The 26,904-nt window shown below is 56.1% G+C and carries 22 protein-coding genes and 2 tRNA genes; 16 read left to right on the plus strand and 8 right to left on the minus strand.

What is annotated here, in order from left to right; genetic code table 11:
• Positions 1 to 52 precede the first annotated feature (52 nt).
• Positions 53 to 982: a DUF4349 domain-containing protein gene (locus tag C449_RS13800; protein WP_006078657.1), complete on the plus strand. Its 930-nt coding sequence runs from the start codon at positions 53 to 55 to the stop codon at positions 980 to 982.
• 60 nt (positions 983 to 1,042) lie between these two features.
• Positions 1,043 to 1,552: a macro domain-containing protein gene (locus C449_RS13805; protein ID WP_006078658.1), complete on the plus strand. Its 510-nt coding sequence runs from the start codon at positions 1,043 to 1,045 to the stop codon at positions 1,550 to 1,552.
• A gap of 35 nt (positions 1,553 to 1,587) precedes the next feature.
• Here the strand turns inward: C449_RS13805 and C449_RS13810 are convergent, their stop codons facing one another.
• Positions 1,588 to 2,565, minus strand: a complete 978-nt coding sequence (locus C449_RS13810; RefSeq protein WP_006078659.1) for an aldo/keto reductase — start codon at positions 2,563 to 2,565, stop codon at positions 1,588 to 1,590.
• Between the two features lie 149 nt (positions 2,566 to 2,714).
• Here C449_RS13810 and C449_RS13815 point away from each other — a divergent pair, with 149 nt between their 5' ends.
• Genes C449_RS13815 through C449_RS13825 form a run of 3 tightly spaced genes read left to right on the plus strand, consistent with a single transcriptional unit; the run spans position 2,715 to position 4,204 of the window.
• Positions 2,715 to 2,921 (plus strand): hypothetical protein, encoded by a 207-nt coding sequence (locus C449_RS13815; protein ID WP_006078660.1) that lies wholly within the window; start codon positions 2,715 to 2,717, stop codon positions 2,919 to 2,921.
• On the plus strand, positions 2,918 to 3,760 hold the full coding sequence (locus C449_RS13820; RefSeq protein ID WP_006078661.1) for a BKACE family enzyme: 843 nt from the start codon (positions 2,918 to 2,920) through the stop codon (positions 3,758 to 3,760). The genes C449_RS13815 and C449_RS13820 overlap by 4 nt, the downstream gene beginning before the upstream one ends.
• Positions 3,761 to 3,769: 9 nt before the next feature.
• Complete coding sequence (locus tag C449_RS13825) at positions 3,770 to 4,204, plus strand: SRPBCC family protein (protein WP_006078662.1); 435 nt, start codon at positions 3,770 to 3,772, stop codon at positions 4,202 to 4,204.
• A gap of 36 nt (positions 4,205 to 4,240) precedes the next feature.
• Here C449_RS13825 and C449_RS13830 read toward each other — a convergent pair whose 3' ends face one another.
• Positions 4,241 to 4,477, minus strand: coding sequence for a hypothetical protein (locus C449_RS13830; RefSeq protein WP_006078663.1), 237 nt, complete (start codon positions 4,475 to 4,477; stop codon positions 4,241 to 4,243).
• A 123-nt stretch (positions 4,478 to 4,600) separates the two neighbouring features.
• Between C449_RS13830 and C449_RS13835 the strand changes: the two genes are divergently transcribed.
• Positions 4,601 to 5,080, plus strand: coding sequence for an SRPBCC family protein (locus tag C449_RS13835; protein WP_006078664.1), 480 nt, complete (start codon positions 4,601 to 4,603; stop codon positions 5,078 to 5,080).
• Positions 5,081 to 5,107: 27 nt separating this feature from the next.
• On the opposite strand, the gene C449_RS13840 is transcribed toward C449_RS13835, so the two are convergent.
• Positions 5,108 to 5,446 (minus strand): cupin domain-containing protein, encoded by a 339-nt coding sequence (locus C449_RS13840; RefSeq protein ID WP_006078665.1) that lies wholly within the window; start codon positions 5,444 to 5,446, stop codon positions 5,108 to 5,110.
• Between the two features lie 92 nt (positions 5,447 to 5,538).
• On the opposite strand from C449_RS13840, the gene thyX reads away from it, so the two are divergent.
• From thyX to C449_RS13860, 4 genes are all read left to right on the plus strand, one after another.
• Entirely contained in the window at positions 5,539 to 6,282 is a 744-nt protein-coding gene (gene thyX / locus C449_RS13845) for an FAD-dependent thymidylate synthase (protein WP_006078666.1), read from the plus strand.
• A 134-nt stretch (positions 6,283 to 6,416) separates the two neighbouring features.
• Positions 6,417 to 7,583, plus strand: coding sequence for a helix-turn-helix transcriptional regulator (locus C449_RS13850; RefSeq protein WP_006078667.1), 1,167 nt, complete (start codon positions 6,417 to 6,419; stop codon positions 7,581 to 7,583).
• A gap of 76 nt (positions 7,584 to 7,659) precedes the next feature.
• Positions 7,660 to 7,734 (plus strand) — tRNA-Glu (locus tag C449_RS13855).
• Positions 7,735 to 7,791: 57 nt separating this feature from the next.
• Positions 7,792 to 8,934, plus strand: a complete 1,143-nt coding sequence (locus C449_RS13860) for a tyrosine-type recombinase/integrase (RefSeq protein ID WP_049914265.1) — start codon at positions 7,792 to 7,794, stop codon at positions 8,932 to 8,934.
• A 783-nt stretch (positions 8,935 to 9,717) separates the two neighbouring features.
• Here C449_RS13860 and C449_RS13865 read toward each other — a convergent pair.
• The 3 genes from C449_RS13865 to C449_RS13870 form a co-directional block, all read right to left on the minus strand.
• Positions 9,718 to 10,242, minus strand: coding sequence for a hypothetical protein (locus C449_RS13865; protein WP_006078669.1), 525 nt, complete (start codon positions 10,240 to 10,242; stop codon positions 9,718 to 9,720).
• Between the two features lie 200 nt (positions 10,243 to 10,442).
• Complete coding sequence (locus C449_RS17920) at positions 10,443 to 12,200, minus strand: helix-turn-helix transcriptional regulator (protein WP_152415737.1); 1,758 nt, start codon at positions 12,198 to 12,200, stop codon at positions 10,443 to 10,445.
• Between the two features lie 939 nt (positions 12,201 to 13,139).
• Complete coding sequence (locus C449_RS13870) at positions 13,140 to 14,102, minus strand: DUF4268 domain-containing protein (protein WP_006078670.1); 963 nt, start codon at positions 14,100 to 14,102, stop codon at positions 13,140 to 13,142.
• A 164-nt stretch (positions 14,103 to 14,266) separates the two neighbouring features.
• On the opposite strand from C449_RS13870, the gene C449_RS13875 reads away from it, so the two are divergent.
• From C449_RS13875 to C449_RS13900, 6 genes are all read left to right on the plus strand, one after another.
• Positions 14,267 to 15,322 (plus strand): endonuclease/exonuclease/phosphatase family protein, encoded by a 1,056-nt coding sequence (locus tag C449_RS13875; RefSeq protein ID WP_080504943.1) that lies wholly within the window; start codon positions 14,267 to 14,269, stop codon positions 15,320 to 15,322.
• 333 nt (positions 15,323 to 15,655) lie between these two features.
• Positions 15,656 to 17,647 (plus strand): type I restriction-modification system subunit M, encoded by a 1,992-nt coding sequence (locus C449_RS13880; protein ID WP_006078672.1) that lies wholly within the window; start codon positions 15,656 to 15,658, stop codon positions 17,645 to 17,647.
• Entirely contained in the window at positions 17,644 to 18,975 is a 1,332-nt protein-coding gene (locus C449_RS13885) for a restriction endonuclease subunit S (protein WP_006078673.1), read from the plus strand. Before C449_RS13880 ends, C449_RS13885 begins: the two co-directional genes overlap by 4 nt.
• Positions 18,972 to 21,944, plus strand: coding sequence for a type I restriction endonuclease subunit R (locus C449_RS13890; RefSeq protein ID WP_006078674.1), 2,973 nt, complete (start codon positions 18,972 to 18,974; stop codon positions 21,942 to 21,944). Before C449_RS13885 ends, C449_RS13890 begins: the two co-directional genes overlap by 4 nt.
• Positions 21,945 to 22,009: 65 nt before the next feature.
• The gene (locus C449_RS17925) at positions 22,010 to 22,723 is read left to right on the plus strand and encodes a hypothetical protein (RefSeq protein ID WP_152415738.1); all 714 of its coding nucleotides are present in this window, start codon (positions 22,010 to 22,012) and stop codon (positions 22,721 to 22,723) included.
• A 957-nt stretch (positions 22,724 to 23,680) separates the two neighbouring features.
• A tRNA-Glu gene (locus C449_RS13900) sits at positions 23,681 to 23,754 on the plus strand.
• 115 nt (positions 23,755 to 23,869) lie between these two features.
• On the opposite strand, the gene glmS is transcribed toward C449_RS13900, so the two are convergent.
• Positions 23,870 to 25,660: a glutamine--fructose-6-phosphate transaminase (isomerizing) gene (glmS, locus tag C449_RS13905; protein ID WP_006078677.1), complete on the minus strand. Its 1,791-nt coding sequence runs from the start codon at positions 25,658 to 25,660 to the stop codon at positions 23,870 to 23,872.
• Positions 25,660 to 26,859 (minus strand): sugar phosphate nucleotidyltransferase, encoded by a 1,200-nt coding sequence (locus C449_RS13910; RefSeq protein ID WP_006078678.1) that lies wholly within the window; start codon positions 26,857 to 26,859, stop codon positions 25,660 to 25,662. Before C449_RS13910 ends, glmS begins: the two co-directional genes overlap by 1 nt.
• Positions 26,860 to 26,904 lie beyond the last annotated feature (45 nt).

Raw genomic sequence — 26,904 nt, forward strand, 5'->3', positions numbered from 1 at the left:
TTCCCTACCGATCCCCACAAAACATTTGCCACCTGTCGGATCATGGATTGGTATGGATTCACATGCACACTCAGCGGCCGTCGTTGCCCTCGCGCTCCTCGTGGTTCTCGCTGGCTGTGGCGGGATGGGCGGCGGTGGCGGCGCGGACAGTGCGGGCGGCGGAAACGCCAGCGGTGGTGGCGCGAGCGCCAGTAGCGCCGAGAGCGGTGGTGGCGGGGCCGAAACCGCCGCGGCCTCGGCGGGTGGTTCGGCAGCCACCGATGCGGAGGCTGGCAACGAGCAGGCGCTCCAGCCCCGCCGCGCGATCATCAGGACGGGTCATGTTCGTCTCGACGTCGAGAACTTCAGCACGGCACAGCGGAACGTCACGGCTGCGACACGGCAGTTCGGGGGCTATGTCAGCGCGTCGAGCCAGTCGACGCGGGGCGAGAACGGCAACCGAACCGCCGGGCAGCTCGTCGTTCGCGTGCCGAGCCGGAATTTCTCCTCACTCTACGATCGAATACAGGCGACCGGGACGGTACAGAGTGCGCGCACGAACTCGAGTGACGTGACCGACAAGCTGGTCGATCTCGAAGCCCGCCTCGAAAACCTCCGGGCGCAGCGCCAGCGCCTCCGGAACCTTTACGAGAACGCGAGCGACACCGAGGCCGTTCTCAAGGTCCAAGAACGCCTCTCGAACACCCAATCGGAAATCGAGCGCCTCGAAGCCCAGTTGCAGTCGCTCCGCGGTCAGGTTGCCCTCTCGACGATTACGGTCGAACTCACCGAACCCGCCGACGATCCGGTCATTGCCGGGGCGTGGTACGACATCGGCGTGCTCGATGCGTTCCTATCCTCGATCGGCGGCGTCGCCACGACGCTGCGGGCAGCGGTCGTCGGGCTCGCGTATCTCGCGCCGTATCTCTTGGTTTTCGGGGCCCCCCTCGTGCTCGGCTATCTCGCGTACCGACGGCGAACGGCGTCGGCGAGCCCGGAGTGAGCCGCCCGAACGGCTCCGGTCGAGGTGGGCGTTTTTGCTCGTGGCGCTCCGAGGGTGAGTATGGAGTTCACCATCGTACAGGGGGACGTTGCGGCCCAGTCTGCCGACGTGCTCGTGAACGCCGCCGGGACGAGCCTCGAAATGGGATCGGGCGTGGCGGGGGCGCTCCGGCGCGGCGCGGGCGGCGAGATCAACGCCGAAGCCACCGCACAGGGACCGATCGATCTCGGGGCGGTCGCGGTCACCGATGCCTACGATCTCGACGCCGAGTACGTGATTCATGCCGCCGCGATGCCTCACTACGGCGACGGACAAGCGACCGTCGAGAGCATCCGCGGTGCGACCCGCAACACGCTCGAACGTGCCGACGAACTGGACTGCGAGTCGCTCGTGATCCCTGCTCTCGGCTGTGGCGTCGCGGGGTTCGATCTCCGGAAGGGCGCAGCGATCATCGCCGAGGCGATCGCGGCGTACGAGCCCGCGTCGTTGTCGGACGTGCGCCTGATCGGATACAGCGACGACGAGGTCGCCATCATTGACGAGGCTGCACGCGAGGTCCGTAGTGAGTGATTGGGTAGCGGCAGCGGACCGACTGGTGAGTGTCGTTACTGGTGGCCCGACACTTCCACCGGCTCGTAGGGGGCTTCGAGATACTCGATATCGCTATCCGACAGCGAGATGTCGAGCGCCGCGACGGCCTCTTCCAGATGCTCGACGCTCGTCGTCCCGACGATCGGTGCGTCGACATGTTCCTTGTGGAGCAGCCACGAGAGCGCGATCTGTGCCATCGTAGCGTCTTTCTCGGCGGCGAGCTCCTTGACGCGCTCGTTGATCGCCCGGCCGCCGCCCTCGCGGTAGGGATGTTCGTAGAGGTACTCCTCGCTCGCGCCGCGTGCGGTGGCGTCGATCTCCTCGTGTGGCCTCGTGAGATAGCCGCGCGCGAGCGGGCTCCAGGGAATCACGCCGACGTCCTCCCGTTCACAGAGCGGCAGCATCTCGCGTTCCTCCTCACGGTAGACGAGGTTGTAGTGGTTCTGCATGGTCTGGAAGCGCTCGAGACCCGAGCGCTGGCTGGTGTGGAGCGCGTCGGCGAACTGATGGGCCCACATCGACGAGCCCCCGATGTAGCGTACCTTCCCGCGGCGCACGGCGTCGTCGAGCGCGCGGAGCGTCCCCTCGATCGGAGCGTCGTCGTCCCACCGGTGGGTCTGGTAGAGGTCGACGGTTTCCATACCCAGCCGATCGAGACTGTTGTCGAGTTCCTGCTCGATCGCCTTGCGCGAGAGGCCCTGTGCGTTGGGGTTGTCGTCGTCCATCGGGTTGTAGACCTTCGTGGCGACCACGGGCCAGTCACGGTCGTAGCCCGCGAGGGCGTTGCCGAGCACTCGCTCGCTCTCGCCGCGGGAGTACATGTTCGCGGTATCGAAGAAGTTGATCCCGAGATCGATCGCGCGCTCGATGATCTCGTGGCTTTCGTCCTCGTCGAGCACCCAGTCGCGCCACTCGGAAGTCCCGAAGCTCATGCAGCCGAGACAGATTCGGCTGACCTCCATCCCCGTTGAGCCGAGGGTCGTGTACTCCATGCGAACGACACACACCCGCTCAGCAAAAGTGTAGTGCTGCCAGCAAGCCACCGTGCGACGATCCATCGGCCTGTGTACGTTTTACGTTCGCGAGAGCGCCCTCCCCGAGTCGACCGACAGTATAACACGTTCCAGTGGCAACGAGAGCCATGACCTGTCCGCATCTGGAGTATCACCAGGGGGCCGACGACTCCGAGGCCAGCGGCGAGGATTTCGCCGTCCCACGGGCGTACTGCACCGTCGCCGACCGGTTCGTCCAGCCGATGCGTGCGGACATCTGCAACGATCGCTACGATCTCGATCACGAGCAGCACTGTGCGATCTACCGCGAGCACGCCACGAGCGACGCGCCATGAGCTACGACCGGTATCTCGCGGGCGAACCGGTCATCGTCACCGCGGCGCTGACGGGCGGCGTTCACGGTAAGGAGACGAACCCGAACCTACCCGAGACGCCCGCTGAAATCGGGCGCGCGGCGGCCGCAGCGGAGGCGGCGGGCGCGGCGGTCGTCCACCTCCACGCCCGCCAGGACAACGGTGAGCGCTCGTTTGCGACCGAGCGGTTTCAGGAAATCGACGACGCCGTCAGGGAGCACGCCGACGACGTGATCATCCAACACTCGACCGGCGGAACCGCTGCACCGGCCGACGATCGTCACCAACCGCTCCGAACCAATCCACCGCCCGAGATGGCCTCCCTCGATATGGGACCGCTGAATCGCTATGATCACCTGACGAGCGAGAACACCCGCGGAACGATCGACGCGCTCCACACGGAGATGAGAGAGCGCGGGATCAAACCCGAACTGGAGGTGTTCAACGACGGTCATCGCAACGAAGTCCACGACCTGCTGGAGCGTCGTGATCTCACGGCACCGGTGTACGTCACGCTCATCTTTGGCCCGGGAACGCTCACCCGGCCACGCCCGCGGAACTTCCTGACCGCGATCGATGACCTCCCGGGGGGTGCGCTGTTCAACACGCTCGGGTTCGGTCGCCACCAGCTCCCGTTCGCGACGATGGGGATCCTCTTCGGTGGTCACGTCCGCGTCGGGTTGGAGGACAACGTCTACTACCGACGGGGCGAACTCGCCGAGAGTAACGCTCAGTTGGTCGAGCGTGTCGTGGGGATCGCCGAGGAACTCGGCCGCGAGATCGCCACGCCCGCACAAGCTCGGGAAATTTTGGGGCTCTGAAACGTCACCGTGACCCTGAACCCATCCGAGACACGGATCGGCGAGCTGTCGTTCGAACGCACACCCGACGGTCCCCGACTCGTCGTTTCGCGCGAAGTCGATGCGGCTCCCGCTGTCGTCTGGAACTTACTCACCGACACCCACTGCTGGCCGGAGTGGGGCCCGTCGATCGTCGGCGTCGCGTGCGAGGAGCGGTTCGTCCGGGCCGGAACGCGCGGTCACGTTCGCACCGTCGGCGGACTCGAACTCCCTTTCCACGTCACCGAGTGCACTGATCGCCGGTGGACGTGGCGGGTCGCTGGCGTTCCAGCGACCGGCCATCGGGTCGAACCGCTCAGGGAGGGCTGTCGCGTCGCGTTCGAGGTGCCGCCGCTTGCGGCTGCGTACACACTTGTCTGCTGGCGTGCGCTCGCGACCATCGATCAACTCGCCCGAAACGCGTGAACCACTCTCTCGACGGGTTCCGGTGGTCGTACGGAGCTATTGCTCGACCAGAAGAACGTCACTTACCGAGTGGAGGTCTTCTTCGAGTCCTTCGCCGTCGCAGTCGTCGTTCGGACACGAGAATCGCCAGCCGTCGGTGGTCGCTGTTCGCTCCGGAAAGCGCTCACCGCAGAGCTCACAGAACAGCTGTTCGTCGGAGCAGCCGTCGCGATGGAGTTCGAGTTCGAGCTCGCTCGTGAACGTCCGCTTGCAGTTTCGGCAAGTGTAGGTCATACTTGCCGAATCATTCCCCAGGGATATATCAGCACCGCTTTTCGACGGTTGAGCGACACGAAATCCGATCGGCGGAGCGACTGCTACCCGCGGGGTTTTGTCCCTTCGCCCCGGAGCGTACCCATGTCGACGTACGAGCGCGAGACGTACGTGCGCGCACCGTTCGAAGACGTCTGGCGGTTTCACTCGGCGCTCGACGGGTTGGAGGCGCTGACGCCCGAGTTCATGAATCTCCGGATAGAGGCCTCGCGCGGACCGGACGGCGAGCCCGATCCTGACGTACTGGAGGCCGGTGCGGAAGCCGACCTCTCGATGCGGCCGTGCGGCGTCGGCCCTCGACAGGGCTGGACGACAGAGATCATCCAACGCAACCGCGAAGGCGGAGCCGGCCTGTTTCGTGACGAAATGATCGGTGGGCCGTTCCGGCGGTGGGTCCACACCCACAGCTTCTACGCCGACGGCGGCGGAACCCACGTTCGTGATCGGGTGGAGTACGAACTCCCGTTCGGCGATCTCGGCCGACTCGCCGGGCCGTTCGCTGTCGTCGGCTTCGAGCCGATGTTCCGGTATCGCCACCGCGAAACCAAACGCCGGCTGGAGTGAGGCCCGGACTCGACCCGCGGCGGTCAGCTATCGTGGCGCGCCGGCCAACACCAGCTTCGCACGCTTGTCGCCGTGGTTGTGGATCTGTCGTGTCTCCTCCGGATCGAGTCGGAGCGCGTCGTCGGTCGAGAGCGTAACCGTTTCGTCGGCGAGATCGACGTCGACCTCGCCCTCGACGACGTAGTAGATCTCTTCTTGCCCGTCCGTTTCGTGGTCGTGTTCCTTTCCTTTGCCGTCGGGTTCGAGTTCGAGCACCGTGAACCCGAGCTGTTCGGTGTCGAGTGCGTCCTTCAGAAACCACATGCCGCCGTACTCGTCGGGAACGACGCTGTCGACGTCGGTGGGTGCGGCCGTTTCGTAGCCCATGTCGCCTCCTGCGGCGGGAGCCACTTCAATCGCGGCGGTCGAACGGGATCGCCACCCGGGAGAATTATCCCGCTCCGTATCGGGAACGCGGTATGGACGTTCGTTTGCTCGAAGCCACCGACGACCCCGAGCGCGTGATCTGTACCGCGGCCCGCAACGACTACTCCGCACCGTTCGTCGGCGACCAATCGTTCGCCGAGACGATGGCGACGATCGACGGCCAGACGATCGAGGAAAAGAAACGCAACCTGATCGGTCGTCTCCTCGACCACGGCCATTTCGGCCCGTTCGAACACCCACAGGCCACGTTCGCCATCGAGGGTGTGAGCCGGTCGTGTATGGCTCAGCTCACCCGTCATCGCCACGTCTCCTTCGACGTCCAGTCGATGCGGTACGTCGCCTTCGACGAGGTCGATCCCGAAGACGTCCGCGATGGCGCGATGGTCGTGACGCCGCCGTCGGCGACCGATCCCGACTGGGTGGGGCGCAACCAGCGCGGCGGAGGTGTCGACGAGGAGACCGTCGAGCAACGCGAGGCGGTGTTCCGAGAGTCGGTCACGAGTTCGGTCGAATCCTATCAGGAACTCCTCGATCTCGGGATGGCCCCCGAGGACGCCCGGTTCGTCCTTCCGATCGGGACCGAGGTCAACATCGTGATGTCGATGAACGCCCGAATGTTGATGCATGTGAGCGATATGCGAGCGGCAGCAGACGCCCAGTGGGAGATCCGAGAGCTTACAGAGGGGGTGCTTGATCTTGCAGGAGATTGGTGCCCGCTCACGTTCGAATACTACGAAGAACATATGAAGGATCGAAAGAACCGACTCGCACCATGACGACCCGATACCGTATATGGGCCTTGTGGCCCGAAGTGATGACAGCGACCGATACACCCGGTGAAGGCCAGTTTTCACCGGGCGTCGGTGCCGGTCACAGTCTTTTTATACGTCCCTGCGGTCACGTAGCATAGATGAGGTGGCTGTCGGCGCTCGGTCTCGCCGTGGTGGCACTGCTGATGCTGGGGGTGGTGGCCACCCCCCTGTCAGCAGTGGCCAGCGCCCAGACGACCAACGGGACCGGAGCGGCCGACGACGAGAGTGCGTTCAACGACTCACAGTGGGTCGTCACGGTGTACGAGAACGGCTCGGCGCGGTGGACCCAGCACTACAACCAGCGCCTCGCCAACGAAAGCGAGGTCGAGCGGTTCCGTGCCTACGGCGATCGGTTCACCGCCGAAGAGACACCACTGTACACCGACTTTCGACAAACGGCAACGGCGTTGACGAGTGAAGGGACGAACGCGACCGGGCGCGAGATGAGCGCCCGTGCGTTCTCCCGGCAGTCACAAATCACCTCTCAACCGGAGTCGACGGGGGTCGTCGAAATGTCGTTCTTCTGGACCAATTTCTCGGCCACGACGGACGGTGATCTCACCGTCGGCGACGCCATCGGTGGGTTCTACCTTTCGTCAGGGATGTCACTCGAGATCAAATCTGGCCCGAACCTGGAGATTGCCTGGCAGCAGGTCGAGCCGTCACCGGACGCCTCGACCAACGGCTCGACCGGTGAGAACGACTCGGTGACGTGGTTCGGCGACCGACAGTTCGCCTCCGGTCAGCCACAGGTCGTGTTCGTCGAATCGTCGGGGATGGGAATGAACGGTCCGTCGCCGTTCGATGGGTCGGTCGTGTGGCTCGCGGCGGCACTCGCGGTCGCCGTCGTCTTCGGTGCAGTGGTCGTCCGACGGTCCGAACGGTCCCCGTTCGGCAGATCGGTAGCGGCGACCGCCGACGAACGAAACGTCGAGAACACTCCGGAGGATTTGACTGACGCGGACGAGCCGGCCGACACACCCGACGAATCCACTGCGGCCGCAGTCGCCGAACCCACCGTCCCCGACGAGGAACTCAGGAGCGACGAGGAGGTCGTGCGCTCGCTGCTTGACGAAAACGACGGCCGGATGCACCAGAGCGAGATCGTTTCCGAAACCGGCTGGTCGAAGTCGAAAGTCAGCATGTTGCTCTCGGAGATGGCCGACGACGGCGACATCAGCAAGCTCCGGGTCGGCCGCGAGAACATCGTGAGTCTCGACGGCCACGAACCGGAGGCTGCTGGATCGCCGTTCGACGAGGAGTGAGCGGGCGAAAACGGAACTGTTAAACACGATTCTGCGTTACGTCAGTCCGCCTGCCGACGAGCGGTTGGCGACCCGCGCTCCGGTGGTGTAGTCCGGCCAATCATATTGCCCTCTCACGGCAATGACCAGGGTTCGAATCCCTGCCGGAGCACTTCTATACCGTTTCCGTACGGTGGTTTTCTCCCCCCTATGTCAAAGAGGGAGAACAATGGCAGAAGTTAACGAGGTGGGTTCACCCCCGTCTCCACGGAAGATCGAGGGCATCGTAGTTGTACCAAAACCGACGGTTGAACGCCTTACTGAAAGACAGTTGGTTGATTACCACAATCACCGCACGAAGTTGATGCGGTGGATTCTCAACTTGGGTAAGAACCCACAGAAGGGAGAGGGGTATGCCTACCAAACAGCAAAAATACGGTGTGCGCGAATAGATCAATTCTATCGTTTCGTGTGGAACACAGAAGACCGGTACACGACGACTGTCACTCACGACCACGCAGATGCGTACATGAAACAACTGGCCTACGGGGACACCTCACAGGAAAACAAAGCGAGTCACCAGAAGACGACGAAAATGTTGTTTCGGTGGCGCGCGTGGGAGTTCAGTGACGAAGAATGGGAACCGGAAATCACCTTCAGCGGCGACAACTCGACGACGAACCCTCGTGATTACCTCACAATAGAAGAACGACAGATGGTTCGTGAGGCTGCACTGGAGTACGGTTCAATCCCATCCTACCGTGGACTGTCGCCACAAGAGCGTGACCAGTGGAAGGCACACCTCGCACAACGGTTCGGAAAGCCAAAGAACGAAATCACACGAGATGACTTTAACCGTGCGAATTCGTGGAAGATACCGTCTCTGGTGTGGGTTTGCTTAGACACAGGGCTGAGACCTATCGAGGTTGAGCGAGCAACTATCCACTGGGTTGATCTCGATAACAGGGTGCTTCGGATTCCAAAAGAGGAGAGTTCGAAAAACAGCGACAACTGGATTGTGAGCCTCACTGATCGGACTGTGAGTGCTTTATCCAGATGGGTCGCTGAACGGGATCAGTACGAGAAGTACGACAGCGAAGATGCCTTGTGGCTTACTCGGGAGGCAACAACGTACCAGTCTTACTCACTAAACCACATCCTTGACCGATTATGCGACATTGCGGGGATATCAACGAACGGACGCAAGGTCACGTGGTATTCGATTCGACACTCGGTAGGGACGTACATGAGTAGGGAGGAGGGGTTGGCCGCTGCTCAGGCCCAACTACGGCACAAGAGCGAGCAGACCACGATGAGATACGATCAGACTCCCGTGGAGGATCGACGTGATGCTCTGAACAAAATGGGATAGGTTACGGCCAAAATCCCTATGATCCTGTGCAAGAGTATGTCAGCCCCGTCTGACCTAGGCACCCAGTCGGGGATAGGGAGGGTGCGGTAGGCTCGTCTGACAGCTCATATCCCCTCCCGTATCGTCACTAAACCTACCATGGCCGAAACCACTAATATCATGTGTGAGTGAGTGTCATTCCCGGCTGCCCAGCCTGTACCCAGTCGGGGACGTGTGGAGGCCATCCTGCATTGGCTACTGTCCCGGTTCCTCCCACGTTTACTGACCATGACGGTATTAACATTTATTCAACAAAATTGAGCATGTTTATGTCGTGTGATAACGTACTTTTATCGGTGGTTGGGGATAGGGTGCTCATCTACCCTATTCGGACCGACCTGCGAATCACCAACGGGTAGCTCACCGAACCGAATCGCCAAATCTGCCATGTCCATAACCGCTATTACGGTATGTGATAGTCTATCAATCCCGACTGACCGCCACCACCCAGTCGGGGACACGGGAAGCCATCCTGCATTGGCGTCTTTCCAGGGTTCTCCCGTGTTTAGTGGCTTTGGCCGAAACACTCTTTACAACACAATCTGTGCGAAAATATACCGACTGATAGCCACCCAGTCGGGACGTTGGGAGGAGAAAATCGCGTCGCATTGTCATCACCCGTCCACACTCCTCCTGCGTTTTCTAACCAAGAGACCCGCCGACACTCGCCATTGACGGCAGATAGGATTACACTATGAGCTACCAGTTGGCACGCCAGAGTCGCCAACATCGTAGCGACGTCGCCTAAATTTCACCACCCAGTACCCAGAGCGCCCTATCCAACTCACGCAGAGATGTATCAAATTCACGAGACAATGCACGACACGTCCCAAGATAGATCAAATAGTCTTCTGTGGATGGAGGATCAGGAAACTCACTGAAGAGATGACCCGTCTCATGCAGTAAGGCCCACGCTCGCCAGTCTAACACAGTATGATTCTCGGGGGCCATGTATACCAGAAATGCAGACGCTACCCGAACTGCCACCCCGCTGAGGTCCGTAAGCAGGTCCAGTTTCTTGGTGACACTGTCCTCTCTGTACACCTGGGTAATGACCTCTGCTGTGTTGTCGGGGTCATTCTGCCGAAAATACCCGATGCTACGGTTACTCTTCCATTTGACTATCCACTCCAGATCATCCCACGACCAAGTTCCGGCTTCAAAGTCGCTTGGTAGGGTTTCGATTTTCCTTGCCTCTTCCTCATACTCAGGTACGCTCTCTCGGTATTGGCGTGCCTTCTGTTCGATAAGTGAATTCGTCAGTTGCATGTTGAGGAATGATTTCGGTAGGTAATATATCTCTGTCTGGTCGTTCTCACTTTCTTGAGATGGATGCCTAAACTCATGTGAGAGACACTACCATTCATGTATACTGAAAATAGTATGCCATAGCAACGCACGAATTGTGACGTTGCATATAACTACTCTATACAACTTCACAAATACTGCTAACTGTTGGCATTATTTGGTTACACCCATTCGTATAGCGTGACACCGCTATCGTTTGTACCTGCTCGTGAGACGAAGCCATCGTCCGAAAGTTGTTTGAGACATTCTGAGACGGATTTTCTACTGGCGCTCGTATTTGTAGTGATCTCTTTTTGAGTTGCTCCCCCACCAATCTCCCGAAGATAGTCAACGATCTCCCTCTTTTTCTTTCCACGGAACTTCTTTGGGTTGAGGGTTTCATCTACCGAAATCCAATCTGGATAGGCAGAGGTGTTGAGTACAACAGTAGGCTGAAGATTGCCTTTACGACCGAACCGGAAAATCGCCTGGAGTACTTGATGCTCTCGAAAGTGACGGAAGACTTCATCTCCAAGTATACCGTAGGAGAGATCCATACCAAACCCCCTACCTGAACTCTTGTTTCGATTGGGCTCTGCTGCAACGCCCATTAGCGCGGCCCACCGTTTGATTACATCATCTCCTGGGTGGGGTGCACCGCTAACGACACCAAGCTCCTTATTCTCGAATTTATTTGAGCTCAGCATCATACCATAGTTCATAGAATCTTCTACGCGATTAAGGACGCCATTCTGCTTGTACTGATCAAGCGCCTTTTTCGTAGACATTAGTGCTGGCTTCTTACCGTAATGAAGCTCCAAGCCTAAGAACAGACCTTCATCTTTTTCAAGAGTCACTTGATTCCCTGAGGAGTAGTGCTTAGCTGCAGGCTTGTTGAACTTGGTTTGCTCTATACGGTATCCTTGTATATCTTTCAGATAGTGATCCTGTTCATTCTCTGGGATTACCTGCCTATGTGTGAACGATTCTCTAAACACTGTATTCCACATTTTCAGTGTTGGCGTCCCATCGAGACCAACTATTGACCGTGCAGCACCCAGATTCGGTGGGTTAAGTAGGTGCATCTCATTTGTCGTTCGATTTCGAACACCGACTAGATTACCGAGCAATTGACGTTCCGGTTCAAGATGAGACAGCGACACACCCTCATAAAACCGACCTCCTGCTTCATAGCTATCAATGTAGGCGTTAGTAGTCTCGAACCCATTTCCGAGATCTTCCATGAAGAGCATCGCAAGTAGAAGATCACCTGCAGAGGTGTGGATAGTGGTCCCCGAATTGTTGATAATCTCCCGAGGGCTGAGCGTCATCTCATCGTAATTAGCGAGAAACCAACTGATTTGGCGACGATTATTTCGGTTAGCTACTAAGTCGGTCCAATCACTAAACGGTGGTTTCGTGAACCGATTCAAGAAATCAGAGACAATGGGCTCAGGTTCAGAAAAAGATCTTGTCAGCGCATCTTCCGCGAACTCGTCAATGACGACAATACGGTCATCTATGATTGATTCTCGGTGGGCGTGTGAGTAGTGACCGATAATAACATCGTATTGACTCTCATCGAAATCAACCTGATCACGGTAAGGACAATTGGGATTACAAGGCAAGTTCAGTTGATAGTGTAAACTCCCACCTCCTACGCCTCGTTTGTATAGGTCTCTTATGTATGATTTCCAGCGACCACCGTGGTCGCCTTTGAACGTGGGGCAGTTCCGATGAGGCGATGGTAAAATCTTAGCGGTGAGATTTCGACCCTGAGCGAGTTTTTCAGCTTGCTCGTATAGATCAGTTCGTTCTGTGAGATAGGTAATAGGGAGTCCCAGTTGTGCAGCGACATCAAATGTAGCAGTGGTTTTGCCAGTACCCGGTAGTGCATGAACGAGAATGCTATTTTCTGATTGAAACGCATCCTCTATCACTGAAGAAGTCCGATCCCGCACGTCCTGTAATGATTGGAACATAGATTACCACAGTATTGTTGCGGGACCAGTAAGCACTTTCGCGCTATTTTCATCTGTGTCCCCTCTGTAGTCGTAGCAACAATCGTTCTATCGATTGTTTTGATACACCAGCGTTTCTTAACCAAATTCGTTCCACCTCATTTTGAGGATACCGTGACAGAGGACGAATCAGAGGCCACCTTTGCCTGATTTCTCTCGCAGTAGACTAACATGTGCCCCACAGCCAGGACCTCGAACCTTCTGCTTACTTACTCCTTGGCCCTGTAACGACGGAGTTTTGCTCCTCTGGGATTTGAATATGATCCCTGTCGGTATCATCCTCTTGTCAACAAAGTCGCTTAGGAGCTGAATACGCGCTTCCTGTAGCAAATGATATTAATCCAAAGCCCAAGTAGTACTACCATATATGATAATAGAACGTAGATCAGCCACATAATCGTTCTAGTGGCTGATTCCAAGACATTCTGCAAGATCATAACGACGAGAAGACAGACGATTTGAGCAGGCTACATAAGGGGAACTGTGGTTCAAGAGTCTGTTTTTAGCTGGCAGTCGCTATTTCGGACATTGCTATCCTTACCATACTTCTCCAATTAGGCGAAATGGAACTCTGAGGCCTGGCAGTCGTTTGGATTTATCACACTCATATCTCCTGCCTGGGTCTTGGATGACTGCACGGTCGATACGCGTTCTGAGACGACGATCAATCCAGTAATACATGATCGAAACAGGAATCCGTACACTTTTTTTAAATACGGTGTTGAGATGGCTACCTAGTTGGATTACCTGGCCTCAAACTTGGCTCGTGAATATTGCTCAGCGGGTGCATTTTATACACAGAGGTGTACACCAGGGGGTTTTGGCACGAATAAAGCCGATTTTGTCGCACCACAGCAATCAAAACTGCTGGATCCTGTTGTGGAATACATTGTGGAAACGCTCGCCGTATTCGATATACCAGTCAAAATATTCGCCCCACTTTTCACGATTTTCCAGGTCGCCATCCCGAGCAATACTAAGATTGCTCCTCATTTTTCCTGTTCGTGTTTCTCGAGGCTCTCCCCATTCGACCTCCCTTCCTAACTCTTGCTCGATCGCTTCTTCTTCAGACTTCAGTTCCCAGAACGCCTCTTCGTCGTCCTCTATATTGAGATCAAGCCGCAATTCATTTTCTTGTGATAGGACGACAAATGATATATGGAATCCAGATTTCCCAATCGGGTTCCCGTAGTAGTGGATTGGCTTCGGTTTGCGAGGTCTGAGTATGGTCGACGAGTCATCAATACGGTCACGAAACTGAGTCCAAAACTCTTCCTGTAGCTCCTTGGTCTCAGTAATTTCCCCCCCAGATCGCTGCGCCTTTCTTTTCCACTCGCTTGGTTTCTCCACTGGATTTAGCCGAATCGCTGGCTGAGAGTCGCCAATTCTCCACACTTCCAACCGGATTGCAAATAGGTCAACACCTTCACGACTGTTCTGATTTAGCCACTGAATCGCATCTTGATGCTCGTCATTGAATGTCGGCGCGATCCAGACGATGATATCGGCATTGACACCTGCGGCATATGCAATCGCCTTGCCGAGGTGATCATGGTCGGACTGATCTAGCTGATTCTCGATTACCACTTGTCGGCCGTCATCGACCACCTCCGCAAGGATATCGAGGTTGTACCTCCCGACGCTCTTCTCGGTCTCAACGATCTCTACATCCAACCCAAGAACGTCCTCGAGGTGAGACGCATCTTCGTTCCGTATGGAATCCGCCAGCCAGGGGGTGAAATTGTGGGCTTCGTGCACCCAGTAGTCTCGTACGTCTTGAGGTACCAGCTCCTGAAACACAGGCCCCTCTGGTTCTGACATAGCCACAATCTCTTTCGAGAGGGACAAAAACCTCGGGTCGTACTATCGCACAACACTTCGTCTAACGAGTCTGGCTAACAGCATCCATTATTCAGGATCCATCTGATGCACTCACCAATGCGAACTTATATCACACCTCTCCTGCCAGTTTGGGAACTGAAACCATGAGTGAAGACGTTACCGTCATGACCTGGAATCTTCACGGAGAAAACCACCCCTCCAGAAGCACAATACAGGAGCAAATAGACTTCCTAAAAGAATATCATCAGGATACCGATCTCTTCCTCTTTCAAGCCGTTGACTACACAAAAAAGGACGAGAGCGAAGATTTCAGCCACTTCCAGCAGATCAAGTCTCATTTCGAAGAACGCGATTACTACACGACCGACAACCGCGACTGGAACCGCCAGTTGCTCAACCTCGACGTACAACCCTACCACAACATCAACAGTCCTTTTCGACGCTGCAAAATCACTGCCAGCCGTTGGCCAATAGACAGAGAACCGCTAGATCTGAGAAACAATGGAAACGGAAAACCCAGGCACCTAAACTACTTCTACGCCAGTTTCCTCACTGGTCCTTTTGTCGCCAATGTGTATCTTCATAACGAAGAAATCACCGACAACGAAGGCCTTGAAGTCTGGAACGCGGGCATTATACATGGCTCAGGTTGGAAAGAAGAGAAAATCAAAGCCCTCGAAACAGTCTACAGCAGGATCTACCTCCAAAACCAGCAGACAGACAAGAAAATCATCCTCGGCGGTGACTTCAACGCGCCTTGGAAAGAAACGAAAACAGACGAAGGCGTCGAGATTCACCCTCACAGCCCAGATGCAAAACATCTCAACAAACCCTTCTATGGAAACCCGTATCGTTACCAAGCCGAAAACGGTGGCACCAAACAATTCCCCTTCAACCAGCGCTGGCGGAACGCAGAGAGCTATATTTTCGATTCAGAGAAGAGCGATTGGGATATGAAAGACGCATACTGGCACGCTAATGACAGTCTCGAACTGAATAGCACTGAAGACCACACTCACGTGGTCAACAACGGAAACCCGCCCAACAAACGAATAGATCACCTCCTCGCTGACGACCACTTTAACATCAAGAGCTGCGAGATCCAGAACGGCATTGAGGTAGAAGCAAACGGGTTCAGCAACGGGAAAACACCAAGCGACCACGCTCCTGTCAAAGCTACCCTAGAAATCGAAGCCTAAACAAGGTTGGAACAGATGTTGTAATACTTAGAACCCCATTCTCGGAGACAGTACATACTCCGTGAACCCTTACTCAATCATACCTTTTGTCGTCATATACAGGACTATCCGATTCTCGAAGAAGTCGTTGGCATAGCGGAATACTTTAACCGTGACCAGATTCCTCGGGTCAGGGTTGACCTCCAAAGTCGGGACCGGAAACTCGGACCTGATCGGATGGACCAACCTGTTCCCTCCCTTCATTTGAGTGAATCTACAGGACATAAGACGACCAGGGGCACCGCGCCAGGACTCCCTGAGTTTTAATTACCTTACCTGCTTGCGGTGCTATAGATGGTGGACAACTTTGGCGAGAAGGTCGATTTCATCTGGTCAGTTGCTGACCTCCTCCGTGGCGACTATAAGCAGTCGGAGTATCAACGGGTAATTCTACCTCTAACCGTTCTTCGACGACTCGACTGTGTTACGGCACCAACAAAGGATGCAGTTATTCAGAAGGCAGAGGAACTTAACGAACAAGGGGTGGAGAACGTTGACCCTGTCTTGCAGAACATTTCTGCTTCACCAGTTTATAACACCAGCGAATACACCTTCGAGACGCTGACGAACGATCCCGAGCACCTCTCCGAAAACCTCCAGCACTATATCCAGCAATACGATCCCGACACGCGCGAGATATTGGAGAAGTTCGAGTTTGACCATCAAATAGAGCGACTTGACGAGGCAGACCTCCTCTACAGGGTAGTCACTTCCTTTGCTGAAATCGATCTTCACCCAGATACCGTCCCGAACGAAGAGATGGGGTACATCTACGAGGAGCTTGTCCGCAAATTCTCAGAACTCTCGAACGAAACTGCTGGTGAACACTTCACGCCACGGGAGGTTATCGAGCTCATGGTCAACCTTCTATTTACTGAAGACGACGATGTACTCACTCAGCCTGGTATTATTCGCACTCTATACGACCCTGCCTGTGGCACAGGTGGGATGTTGAGCGTCGCTGAAGAGCATCTTAACGATCTCAATGAGGATGCCGATCTCAGACTGTTTGGGCAGGAGTTGAATCCCGAGTCGTACGCGGTTTGCAACTCTGATATGCTACTGAGGGGGCATGACCCCGACAACATTGTCTACGGGAACTCGTTTACTGGGGACGGCTTCTCAGGTGACACGTTCGATTACATGCTATCGAACCCACCCTTTGGCGTCTCTTGGAAGAAGGTCAAAGAGCAGATCGAACGCGAACACGAAGAACAGGGGTTCGACGGGCGCTTCGGTGCCGGAACCCCTCGCATTAGTGATGGCTCTATGCTGTTTCTTCAGCACATGGTGAGCAAGATGAAACCGGTCTCTGAGGGGGGTTCTCGACTGGGAATTGTGTTCAATGGTTCTCCTTTGTTTAACGGTGGACCGAATAGCGGTGAATCTGCTATCCGTCGATGGATTATTGAAAACGACTGGTTAGAAGCTATTGTTGGTCTGCCTGAGAATCTATTCTACAACACCGGGATTCGGACATACATCTGGGTTCTCACGAATCGCAAGCCAGAGGAACGGGAAGGAAAAGTCCAGCTCATCGACGCACGCGACCTTTACGAAGAAATGGACGAAAGTCTCGGCGACAAGCGCCACTATCTTACCGGAGATCACATTGACGAGATCGCCAGTCTATTCGGTGACTTAGAGGCTAACGGTCGCTCAAAGATCGTAGACAACGAGGACTTTGGATACAGACGCATCGTCATTGACCAACCACTCCGACTGAGCTTCCAGGCAACCCAGGAACGGATTGACTCTCTTGACGACGAACGTGCGTTTACCAATCGCGACGAAGAAATTCAGGCACAGGTCAAAGAGACGCTTTCTAGTATGGATTCGGAGAAGGTATGGATGGATCGAGACGGGTTCATCGACGAGGTTGAGCTGCAGTTGAATATGGCTGGCCTCGATTTGCGAAATAGTGTCTACAACGCTATCGAGCGGGCGCTTGGGGAACAGAACCCAGATGCCGAGATTTGCCGAAAATCAAACGGTGATCCTGAACACGATACTGATCGACGTGAGAAAGAACGTGTACCACTCGGGACCGATCCATACGAATATTTCGAGCGTGAAGTCGCCCCGTACTTAGAGAACGCGTGGATCAACGAGAGCAGCAAGTACCACGACGACCAGGACGGCGAATTGGGAACTGTTGGGTACGAAATCAACTTCAATCGGTACTTCTACGAGTACGAACCGCCGCGGTCGCTGGACGAGATCGACGCAGATATTCGGGAGTTAGAGGGTGAGATCAGCGAGATGCTGGGAGAGATTTCGAGATGACCCAGGATCGGTTGGCGTTCGCCGAGGACGATCCGAGCCAGTCCGAAACGGTCCGGCTGAAACATCTCGCACGCATCAACCCATCGAAGTCGGAGATCGACGATGTGCCACCCGACACGACGGTATCGTTCGTCCCGCTGGAAGGGTTCGGCACGAGTGGAGCTATCGAATCATCCGAGGAAAAGCCGCTTGCGGAGGTCTACGATGGATACACCTACTTTCGAGAAAGCGACATAGCGATAGCGAAGATCACGCCGTCGTTCGAGAACGGCAAAGGAGCCATCTGCAAAGGGCTGGAGAATGGGATCGGTTTCGGAACGACGGAACTCCACATTCTGCGCCCGCGTGAGAACACGGACACGGGATTTCTGTGGTACGTCCTGCGCGCAAAGCCGTTCATGGACGAGGCGGAAACGTCCATGCGGGGTGTCGCTGGCCAGAAGCGACTCAAATCGGAGTTCGTCGAAACATACCGCGTTCCGGAACTCCCGTTAGACGAGCAACGAGATGTTGCTGATTTTCTCGACCGCCGCACTGCCCGCATCGACGCGCTCGTAGCGAAACAGAAACGTCTCCTCGATTTGCTCGACGAGAAACGGCAGGCGTTCGTCACTCGGACCATAACAGCAGGTCTCGACTTTACGGTAGCGAAAAAGAGCACGGAGATTGGATGGTTTGACGAAATTCCTGCGCACTGGGACACAACCCGTGTTCGATTCGTTGCGCGTTTGGAATCCGGCCATACACCGAGCAAGTCGAACGAAGAATACTGGACTGATACGGATGTCCCGTGGGTTTCCCTCGCAGATTCGGGACGACTGCGTAAAAATGACCGTATAACCGAGACGGAGCACTACACGAACCAGAAGGGTTTGAACAACTCTTCAGCGCATATTCTCCCCACAGGGACGGTCGTCTTCACACGAGACGCGACGGTTGGACTCTGCGCCATTTTGGATCGTCCTATGGCAGTCGCACAGCATCTTGTGGGATGGGTCTGTGGATCCAAAATACTGCCAGAATACCTACTCAACGTGTTTGAATCGATGGACCAGGAATTCGATTTGCTCACTCGTGGCTCTACCATTTCGACCATTGGGATGCCCGACATCCGCTCGTTGAAGACTCCACTCCCTCCCGTGGAGGAACAACGCGAGATCGTCGAGCACATCCAAAATGAGACGGAACAACTCTCGAACCTCATCGACAACGTAGAGGAGGCAATCGACCTCCTCGAAGAGAAACGCCAGGCGCTCATCACGGCCGCGGTCACGGGCCAGATTGATGTTACCGAGGCCCGTGGTGAAACCCACGCCACTCACAGATGAGCAAAATCTACGACGAGGAGTCCTTCGGGGACGCCATCGAAGCCCACCTCTGCGAGCACGGCGGCTACACGACGCTGTCGAGCGACGATTTCGATACTGAGCGCGGGTTCTTCCCGGATACCGTCGTCTCGTTCGTTAAGGAAACCCAACCTGGGAAGTGGTCCGAGCTCGAAACTCGGCTTGGGGACGACCCACGTGATGAATTTCTCACACAACTCGACAGTGCACTCGATCGGCTTGACCAAGGAACCCTCGAAGTGCTTCGGCATGGATTCAAGATCGCTGGCGTTCGTATCCAATTTGCTTACTTCCAGCCCGAAACGGGGTACAATCCCGATTTGCGGGAGAAGTACCAGGGAAATCGGCTCACCGTCACGAGAGAACTTTACTACTCTACATCCCACCCAAATCGAAGCCTCGATCTTTGTCTGTCGATAAATGGGCTACCTGTCGCCACTGTCGAGTTGAAGAACCCGTGGACAGACCAGACTATTGAGGACGCGAAGACCCAGTACAAGAAGACCCGAGATCCATCACAACCTGTCCTCAAGTTTAAGCGAGGTGCAATTGTTCATTTTGCACTCGACCAGAACCAAGTCGCCTACACCACTCGACTCGAGGGTTCTGATACCCACTTTTTGCCATTTAACCGGGGACACAATCGTGGAGCAGGCAACCCACCGGTCGATCATGGCCACCGTACAAATTATCTCTGGGAGGATATCTGGTCCAGAGACAGTTGGCTCGATATCATTCGACGGTATGTTCATCTCGATACTGAGGAGATCCGTCAAGATGGCATCGTAGTGGATACGAAGGAGACAATGATTTTCCCGCGGTATCATCAATTAGAGTGCGTCCGTAACCTCATTGAGGCATCTCAGAATAACGGTCCAGGCGAGGACTATCTCGTTCAGCACTCAACTGGCAGTGGAAAAAGCAAATCTATCGGATGGCTCGCCCATCGTTTTGTCTCCCTCCATAACGCAGACGAGGAGCCCGTTTACGATTCCGTCGTTGTCGTCACAGACCGGACTGTTCTTGATGACCAGCTCCAAGACACGATTTACGATATCGACCACGAACATGGAGTGGTCCACGGTGTAGAGGGCGAGAATCGGTCCAAATCCGCCGAACTTGCCGAGTATCTGGAGAAAGGGAAAGATATCATCATCACCACGCTCCAGACCTTCCCATACGTCATTGAGCACGCTGCCTCGCTTCCCGAACGGGATTACGCTGTTATCGTTGACGAGGCTCACAGTAGTCAGACGGGAGAAATGGCAAAGGAGATGAAAGAGATTCTCTCGGGCGCTGAGATCGAGGAAAACGACGATTGGGAAACGCTTCTCGCTAAAAGTGCTGAGGCTCGTGGCAAGCAAGACAACCTCTCGTTCTTTGCTTTTACAGCCACTCCCAAAGGCAAGACGTTGGAAACATTCGGTACAGTACCGGAGGATAGCGAAAATCCTGAGCCATTTCATGTATATTCAATGCGGCAGGCAATTGAGGAGGGATTCATTCTCGATGTTCTCCAGAACTATACCACCTACAATACGTACTACAATCTCGTCCAGCAGGCTGATGAAGATCCTCGTCTTCCAGAAAGCGAAGCAAAAGGAGCAATCTCCCGCTTCCTAAAACTCCATCCTCACAATATCAGCCAAAAGGTGGAGATCATCGTCGAACACTATCGCGAACACACCCAACACAAGATTGGGGGTCGGGCGAAAGCTATGATCGTCACCGACTCTCGAAAGGCTGCTGTCCGCTACAAGCGAAAAATCGACGAGTATCTCTCAGAACAAGACTACGATCTGAAGGCGTTGGTTGCATTCAGTGGTACTGTCGAGGAGGAGGGCGTCGAATACACTGAAACGGGGATGAATGGCATCCAACAGTCAGAACTCCCCCGCAAATTCTCTAGCTCGGAGTATCAGGTTCTCGTCGTCGCCGAAAAGTACCAAACGGGGTTCGATGAACCGCTCCTTCACACAATGTATGTCGATAAGAAACTCTCCGGAGTCCAGGCTGTTCAAACCCTTTCACGACTAAATAGGACCGCTCCTGGAAAGGAAGATACCTTTGTTCTCGACTTCGTTAACGACCGAGACCAGATTCAGGAAGCCTTCCAACCTTTCTATGAGCAAACAACTGTTGAAGAAACCACTGACCCGCAGCACATCTACCAATTAGAGTCCGAACTGAGGGCGTTTCCGGTGTTTACCGATGAGGAAGTCGACCAGTTCGCGAAGGCATTCTTTAGTCCACAGAATACAGCTACTGAGCAGGCACATGCCAAACTCTCGCAACACACTCAAAACGCCCGTGATCAGTTCATAACGCTCCCTGTAGAACGACAGGACGAATTTCGCTCAAAGCTCAAAGCATTCATTCGCTTATACAAATTCCAGTCGCAGATCGTCAGTTACTCCGATACCGAACTTGAGAAGCTCTATACATTTGGTCGCTTCCTCTACAAAGAACTTCCACGAGATCCACAAGATGCCAGTGTCGAGTTTGAAGATGAGCTCGCCCTCCGTTACTACCGGATCGAGAAAGAGTCAGAGGGGGACATTCGACTTGATCAATCTGCTGGCGAGGTATCGGTGCCAACTGAAACCGGAACTCGATCACAAGAAGAAGACGAGATCGAACTCTCAAAGCTAGTTGAGCGGATCAACGAACAATTAGGTACGGATTTCACTGGCGCAGATGAGTTGTTCCTCCAACAGGTGAAGGAGGATGCACTTGATGATGAGAATCTGCAGCAATCGGCACGGGCGAACACAAAAAGTAACTTTTCCTATGCCTTCGACGAGAAGCTCACCGAGATGTTCATCGATCGAATGGAACAGAATGAGGACCTCTTTGCCAAGTATATCGACGATGACGAATTCCAAACACTGGTAACGGACTTACTTCGGGACGAAGTATATGAAGCGAGTCAAGAAACTGCTGAATCGTAGCCGGAATTTTTGCTGTGCTTTCATCGACGATGATTTAATAGGATTTCGCACACGACCATGAGTACATGAGCAACCACCCACTTGAAGAAACACTGGTCATTGCTGCTCATACACAAATGCGCAACGAATTCAACGATATTCAGTCGATCGCCACCTCTGGAAAGGAAGAAAGTGAAGTAGGATTCGATATTACTGTTCCGGAGGTGAAACAACTCTGCCTACAGTATAAAAGACCGAAAATTTTGAAGACAGGAGGATATAAATTCAAAATCGACGAAACTCAACGAGATACCCTTCAAAAATTCTCCAATAACGCTCCGTCGCAAATCAAAAGCAAGCATACCGACACTCTTGACAACCCATTTGTATATTATGCTTTTCCTTTGATTGAGGTTCATGAGCACCTTCCGGTTACTCTTCAACGACTACTGCTGGTTGAAGTTGATGAAGTTAAGCCCAATACTTCCCTTATTTACGTTCCTGACCCTGGAAAACCGGTATTGACAGCGGGGACTCCAAAACCGGATGTAGATCCTACCAGCGATCTTGATGCCCGGGTCAATGGAGAGAAGGAGCCCAATAGCATTGACTTGAGCGGCGTGTGGAGTTGGAGCGAATTTCGAGATGAGCTCACAAATTGCAGGATAGGACTTGGACTTAATGTACAGCCAAGTACTGAATATACGGAAGACGATCCCCACTATCAAGGTCAGGCTACCGTCCCAGAGAATAGTGGGCCAACTACCACGATTATTGGAGACAGGCGATTCAAGATTTAGGGACCACTCTCAGGTATAGTACATTGTTGACGGAGGGGTATTCTGCGATTCCATTGGTCTCTGGCAAACGGAGATTTATCATGAGAACTATTCTGTGGTCTAATTGCAGCACCCTTGAGGAAGAAACTCTATTATTAACCTCCGCCCGATAAGCGTAGGAAGCATATTTAATTCATCTGCTGTTAGGGAAGCATTGTGCTTCTCCTCATTTGATTCGTCTAGAGCCAGCTAATTTGCTGTGTATCGACGGAGGTTGGCTCCTGTGCTGTTTGACAATCAGCTAAGTAGTATGGATCGTTTTCACGTTGATCGTGCTTAGGAAGCAAGCTCCGTACACACAGAGTAAGGGTGAAAGAAACCGTCTCAGTGACCGTCGGTCAGACAGTGATAACAGATTCCGTCACCGATGTACGGTTCTTTCATCCTCTTACTACATTCCCGACAGGTTTGAAGACTCGCCTCTGGTTTCGATCGCTTGGTTTCTGCCATGGCATCATCCCCCCGATGGATACTGTCACTGGTGAGTATTAAACTCGCGGTAACATTCCATGGAGTCCTTTTAAAGAAGTTGAACAGTCAGGGTCTGGTCTAAACCATACGGGTGGAAGCTGGAATCCACCGATCCGGATCCCACTCACTACGACTGATGCGATCTAACACACGACCGCTGTCAATGGCCTCGAAGATAATCTCGTCGTCGCGTTTCGCAACCACCTCCAACACCTCCTCGTCGGGTGTCGTGGTCGATTGGTACTGCTCTCCCGGTCGAACCTCGTCGAAGTGGGTCATTTTACTGACACCGAATGCGCTCCAACAGCGAGAGAAATAAATGTTAAGCGTGTCTCACTACCGGTCATTCCAATCAACATTGTTGAGTGGGTTATCACGGTGGGTTTTATGTTGATCGCGTACATCCAATCCAAGTGTAGAGGCGAGAAAATCGCCGTACGTGAGTCGGTTCGGTGGTGTAGTCCGGCCAATCATATTGCCCTCTCACGGCAATGACCAGGGTTCGAATCCCTGCCGGAGCACTTTTCGAGCGAACAATTCGAGTGAAATAGCGTGTCGAGTCACTGCCGAGATGTGGCTCGACTATCGACTGCTGCGTGTTGCACTCGTCATACCGAAGAAGCTTCTTCGACCGCTCTACTCGACAGTAACGCTCTTCGCGAGGTTCCGGGGTTTGTCGATCGACCGACCGAGGCGGGCGGCGGTGTGGTAGGCGAACAGTTGAAGCTGGACGTTGGCGAGCACCGCGGCGGTCCGGGGGTGGGTCTCGGGGATCGGGAGGACGTGATCGGCGTAGCGTTCGATGTCGGACTGCCCGTCGGTCACTGCGATCACTGGCGCGTTCCGAGCCTCGACCTCCTTGACGTTGCCCACCGTCTTCCGCGCGAGTTCGTCGTCGCCGGTCGCGATCGCGATTACAGGGGTGTTCTCCGTGACCAGCGCGAGCGGGCCGTGTTTGAGCTCGCCCGCCGCGAACCCTTCTGCGTGGCGGTAGGTGATCTCCTTCAGCTTGAGCGCGCCTTCGAGCGCCACCGGATAGTTCAGCCCCCGACCGATGAAGAAGTAGCCCTCCGCGTCGAGATACTCCTCCGCGACGGCGGCCGCGGTCGAATCGTCGATCACGGCTTGCACCTCGCTCGGGAGATCCCGGAGTGCGCCGAGCGCGTCCCGATCGCCGCCGTTCGCGGTGGCGAGCGCGAACAGGTTGAGCGCCGCCAACTGGCTGGCGAACGTCTTCGAGGCCGCGACCCCGATCTCCGGGCCGGCCCGGATATAGATGACGTGATCGCACTCCCGCGAGACCGTCGACCCCACCACGTTGGTCAGCGCGAGCGTGCGCGCGCCACGGCCTTTCGCTTCCCGGAGCGCGCTCAGGGTGTCGGCGGTCTCGCCGCTCTGAGTCACCCCGACCACGAGCGCCTCGCCCGCCGGCGGCGGCGAGGTGACGTACTCGCTCGCGAGGAACGCCTGGGCAGGGATCCCGGCGTCTTGGAACAGTTGCGCGCCATAGAGCGCAGCGTGATAGGAAGTGCCACACGCGACGAACTGGACCGCGGTGGGACGGGGCGGCTCGTCGAGTTCGTCGAGTTCGACGGTGCCGCCGAGCTCGTCGACCCGGCCCCGAAGACACTGCCGGAGCGCCCGTGGCTGCTCGTGGATCTCCTTCAGCATGAAGTGGTCGTAGCCGCTCTTGCCCGTCTCCTCGGCGTCCCACTCGACGGTGTGAACTGACTTGTCGACCGGCTCGCCAGCGAGCGTCGTCACCGACCAGCCCTCAGCGTTGATCCGGGCGACTTCGCCGTCGTCGAGATAGATTACGCGGTCGGTGAACTCCCGGAACGCCGGAACGTCGCTCGCGAGGTAAGTCGCGTCGTCGCCGACGCCGAGCACGAGCGGCGAGTCCGCTCGGGCACAGTAGACCGCGTCGCCGCCGGCAAACACCGCGGCGATCGCGTAGCTCCCCTCGATCCGCTCCATCGCCGCACGGAACGCGTTTTCAGGGCTGGCCCCGTCGGCGAGCGCCGACTCGATCAGGTGGGGGACGACCTCGGTATCGGTGTCGCTCACGAACTCGTGGCCCGCCGCGACCAGCTCGTCCTTGATCGTCTGGAAGTTCTCGATGATCCCGTTGTGGATGACCGCGACCTGTCCCTCGCAGTCGGCGTGAGGGTGGGAGTTGCGGTCGCTCGGCGGGCCGTGGGTCGACCACCGGGTGTGACCGATTCCGACTGGCCCACCCAGATCAATGCCTTCGAGCGCCGCTTCGAGGTTCTCAAGTTCTCCCTCGCGTTTCTCGATGTCCACAGTCCCATTGGCGAGTGCGACGCCCGCCGAATCGTACCCTCGGTATTCGAGCTTCGAGAGGCCGTGCATCAGCACGTCGAGCGTTTCGTTGGGACGGCCGACGCAGCCGACGATCCCACACATCAGCCGAGCACCTCCGCGTCCGCCTCGATCCGACCGCTCGTACGGACTCCGGTGTGAAGCCGCGCGCCCGGACCGACGAGCGTCCCTGGCGCGAGCGTGACTGCCCCACCCGCGTGAACCCGGTCGGCAACCACTGCGCCGAGCGGCTGTTCTTCGTACACCTGGGTGTCGATCCGCACGTCGGCCGGGCCGCCGGGGACCGTGTTCGCCGCACCGAGCGTGACGTCCTGACCCGTCACGCAGTCCAGAATCGTGCTTCCGGGACCGATTCGGGTGTCGGTATCGAGCACGCTCCGTTCGACGGTGGCGTTCGCCTCCACCGTCACGTTGCGTCCGAGCGCGACGTCCGGGCCCACCACCGCGCCCGGACCGACTTCACAGTCCGGCCCGACCACGACCGGGGCCTGAAGCGTCGCGTCGTCGTGGACCAAGGCGCTGTCGTCGACCCAGACGCCCTGCTCGCGTGCGGGTTCGTCGACCCGGCCGCGTGCGAGGATCTCTCGGGTCACGGTCAGCAGGTCCCACGGGTAGGTGGCGTGTGGTGAGAGACCGTCGATCTGCACGCCGCGGACGGCCTCGCCCGCGTCGATCAGCCCCGCGAGCGTGTCGGGCAACTGGAGTTCGCCGTCCCGACGTTCGGTCGCCTCGATCGACTCGAAGATCGAAGTCCGGAACGCATAGACGCCCGAGTTGATCAGGCGGTAATCGTCCGAATCGGGTTTCTCGACGATCTCCTCGATCCGGCCCTCGTGGAGCGCGACCGCGCCGTAGTGGCGGGCGTCGCGATGTTCGAGCACTCCAAGTGTCGCCGCGGCGTCGGGATGGGCTTCGAACTCCCCGATCACGTCCGTGACGAGCCCGGACTCGATCACCCGATCGCCGTTGACCATGAGAAACGGCTCGTCGACGACCGACTGGGCTTCGAGCAGCGCGTGGCCGCTGCCGAGCTGTTTTTCCTGGGCGACGTACTGGAGCGGGATGTCGTCGTACGTCGGGCCGAAGTGTTCTTGGACGCGGTCACGCTTGTACCCGATCACGACCACGATCTCCTCGATCCCGGCGTCGATCAGCGCGTCGAAGACGTACTCCAACACCGGTCTGTTCGCCGCGGGGAGCATCGGTTTGGGGCGGTTGTGCGTCAGAGGGCGCAGCCGGTTTCCTTCGCCGGCCGCGAGGACGACGGCTGTACGGAGACTCATTACTCGCCCATCTACGTCGAGTGATTTCAACGTTCTGCATGCTTC

The sequence above is a fragment of the Halococcus saccharolyticus DSM 5350 genome (assembly GCF_000336915.1).
Lineage (GTDB): Archaea > Halobacteriota > Halobacteria > Halobacteriales > Halococcaceae > Halococcus > Halococcus saccharolyticus.

Bases quoted from the DNA above. Each gene is read 5' to 3' on its own strand.
- C449_RS13800 (WP_006078657.1), top strand. From the start codon at position 53: ATGGATTCACATGCACACTCAGCGGCCGTCGTTGCCCTCGCGCTCCTC.
- C449_RS13805 (WP_006078658.1), top strand. From the start codon at position 1,043: ATGGAGTTCACCATCGTACAGGGGGACGTTGCGGCCCAGTCTGCCGAC.
- C449_RS13810 (WP_006078659.1), bottom strand. From the start codon at position 2,565: ATGGAGTACACGACCCTCGGCTCAACGGGGATGGAGGTCAGCCGAATC.
- C449_RS13815 (WP_006078660.1), top strand. From the start codon at position 2,715: ATGACCTGTCCGCATCTGGAGTATCACCAGGGGGCCGACGACTCCGAG.
- C449_RS13820 (WP_006078661.1), top strand. From the start codon at position 2,918: ATGAGCTACGACCGGTATCTCGCGGGCGAACCGGTCATCGTCACCGCG.
- C449_RS13830 (WP_006078663.1), bottom strand. From the start codon at position 4,477: ATGACCTACACTTGCCGAAACTGCAAGCGGACGTTCACGAGCGAGCTC.
- C449_RS13835 (WP_006078664.1), top strand. From the start codon at position 4,601: ATGTCGACGTACGAGCGCGAGACGTACGTGCGCGCACCGTTCGAAGAC.
- C449_RS13840 (WP_006078665.1), bottom strand. From the start codon at position 5,446: ATGGGCTACGAAACGGCCGCACCCACCGACGTCGACAGCGTCGTTCCC.
- thyX (WP_006078666.1), top strand. From the start codon at position 5,539: ATGGACGTTCGTTTGCTCGAAGCCACCGACGACCCCGAGCGCGTGATC.
- C449_RS13850 (WP_006078667.1), top strand. From the start codon at position 6,417: ATGAGGTGGCTGTCGGCGCTCGGTCTCGCCGTGGTGGCACTGCTGATG.
- C449_RS13860 (WP_049914265.1), top strand. From the start codon at position 7,792: ATGGCAGAAGTTAACGAGGTGGGTTCACCCCCGTCTCCACGGAAGATC.
- C449_RS13865 (WP_006078669.1), bottom strand. From the start codon at position 10,242: ATGCAACTGACGAATTCACTTATCGAACAGAAGGCACGCCAATACCGA.
- C449_RS13870 (WP_006078670.1), bottom strand. From the start codon at position 14,102: ATGTCAGAACCAGAGGGGCCTGTGTTTCAGGAGCTGGTACCTCAAGAC.
- C449_RS13875 (WP_080504943.1), top strand. From the start codon at position 14,267: ATGAGTGAAGACGTTACCGTCATGACCTGGAATCTTCACGGAGAAAAC.
- C449_RS13880 (WP_006078672.1), top strand. From the start codon at position 15,656: ATGGTGGACAACTTTGGCGAGAAGGTCGATTTCATCTGGTCAGTTGCT.
- C449_RS13885 (WP_006078673.1), top strand. From the start codon at position 17,644: ATGACCCAGGATCGGTTGGCGTTCGCCGAGGACGATCCGAGCCAGTCC.
- C449_RS13890 (WP_006078674.1), top strand. From the start codon at position 18,972: ATGAGCAAAATCTACGACGAGGAGTCCTTCGGGGACGCCATCGAAGCC.
- C449_RS17925 (WP_152415738.1), top strand. From the start codon at position 22,010: ATGAGCAACCACCCACTTGAAGAAACACTGGTCATTGCTGCTCATACA.
- glmS (WP_006078677.1), bottom strand. From the start codon at position 25,660: ATGTGTGGGATCGTCGGCTGCGTCGGCCGTCCCAACGAAACGCTCGAC.
- C449_RS13910 (WP_006078678.1), bottom strand. From the start codon at position 26,859: ATGAGTCTCCGTACAGCCGTCGTCCTCGCGGCCGGCGAAGGAAACCGG.